Here is a 1,643-nt window from a genome sequence, read left to right as displayed (position 1 = left end):
CCGGTCCGCGACGGGGCGCCGCCGAGCTGGTCGGCGTCGTCAGCACGCTCACCACGCCGCCGGTGCTGGTGGTCGACGGCTTGGACGAGGCGCGCGGTGAGTCGTTCTCGATCGCCACGTCGCTGCTGACGAAGCTCGCGAACTACGCGGTCGTGATCGTCTCGACCCGGCAGGCCCATCGGGTCGCGGGTGGCGCGCCGCTGCTGACCGAGCTGTCACCGGTCGAGGTGCTCGACCTCGACGAGGCGGACAACGAGGCGGACGTCCGCGAGTACGTGGTGGCACGCCTGGGTTCCCGGGTTCCGCAGTCCACTGTGGACGAGCTGGCGGCGCTGCCGTTCCTGACCGCGTGGATGATCACCGACCAGGTGCTGGCGGACGGTGGTGCTGACGTCAAACTCTCGCTCGACGCGGCGTTCGACCGTGAACTCGCGAAGGTGCCTTCCGCGCGTGCGCTGCTGACTGCGCTGACGTGGAGCTACGGCGCGGGATTCCCCGAGGAGGAGTGGCGAGCGGTCGCCGAGGCGTTGTCCGGCGAGCAGTTCACCCGTGACGACATCACCGCCGTGCTCACCGAACTGGGCCGTCACATCGTCCAGGACGGTGAGGAAGGCACCGCTGTCTTCAAGCTGACGCACCAGACGTTCGCCGACCACCTGCGGCCGCCGTTCGCGCCCAGCCGCGACACGGTGTTCGCGCCTGGCGCGGAGACGGTGGCGTGCGCGCTGATCCGGCTGTACCGGCAGCGGATGGAGGCGGGCGTGCCCCCGAACGTGCCCGGCTACCTGTGGAAGTACGCGTGGCGGCACTGCGGGCACGCGGGCGTGGAGGCCCTGGACGGGTTGCGGGAGCTCGCGTCGATGAACCGGATGCTGTTGCCGGACATCGCCCTCGCGGCCACCACCGCGGCCAGCGAGCTCACGCACTGGGGTCGCGGCGACGAGGCGATCCCGCCGTTGGAAGAGGCCGCTGAGCACTTCCGGGCGCTGGTGCCGGACATCCGGATGTACCTGGCGGATCTGGCTCACGTGCTGAACAGGCTCGGTCAGCGGTTCCGCGAGGCCGGTCGGCTTCAGCAGGCCGTGGCGCCTGCCGAAGAGGCCGTCGTGCGTTACCGCGAGCTGGCGGCCCACACTCCGACGACAGCGGAGAACCTCACCCACAAACGACTTGCGCAACGCATCGCGAAGACCACCACGCACGGCGGCGACAACCCGACCTACGCAGCGCACCTCAGTGGCGCGTTGGTGGACCTGAGCGAGGTCTACGCGATGCTGGGCCGTCGGCACGAGGCACTGTCAACGGCCAGGGACGCCGTCGCGGCCGTTGATTCGGACGCTCCTCTGGCCCGTGCCATGACCTGTCTGGCCGCGCGGTGCGGCGAGACCGGCCGGCGTTACGAGGCCATGCAACGGTCGAAGCAGGCCGTCGAGCTGTACTACGCCCTGGCGCAGACGAACCCCGTGTTCCTGGCGGACCTGGTGGCCGCGCTGGTCGAGCTGAGCCGCGACCACCTGATGCTCGGCAGGCTGTCCGAGGCGGCCCGCACCACGCAGCAGGCCGCGGAGATCAGCGGCACGCTCGGCAGGCACGCCGCGTTCCGGCCGCAGCTCGCGGACGCGGCGCTGAGCCTGAGCGTCGCG

1 pseudogene is annotated in these 1,643 nt (G+C 70.8%); it reads left to right on the top strand.

The features are described from left to right. Window positions 1-1,643 (top strand): annotated as a pseudogene (locus FXN61_RS49305) (tetratricopeptide repeat protein); the annotation flags it as partial.

Origin of the sequence: Lentzea indica (assembly GCF_012184385.1) — a bacterium.
Taxonomy (GTDB): domain Bacteria; phylum Actinomycetota; class Actinomycetes; order Mycobacteriales; family Pseudonocardiaceae; genus Lentzea; species Lentzea indica.
This window is presented reverse-complemented; position numbering and strand designations above follow the sequence as displayed.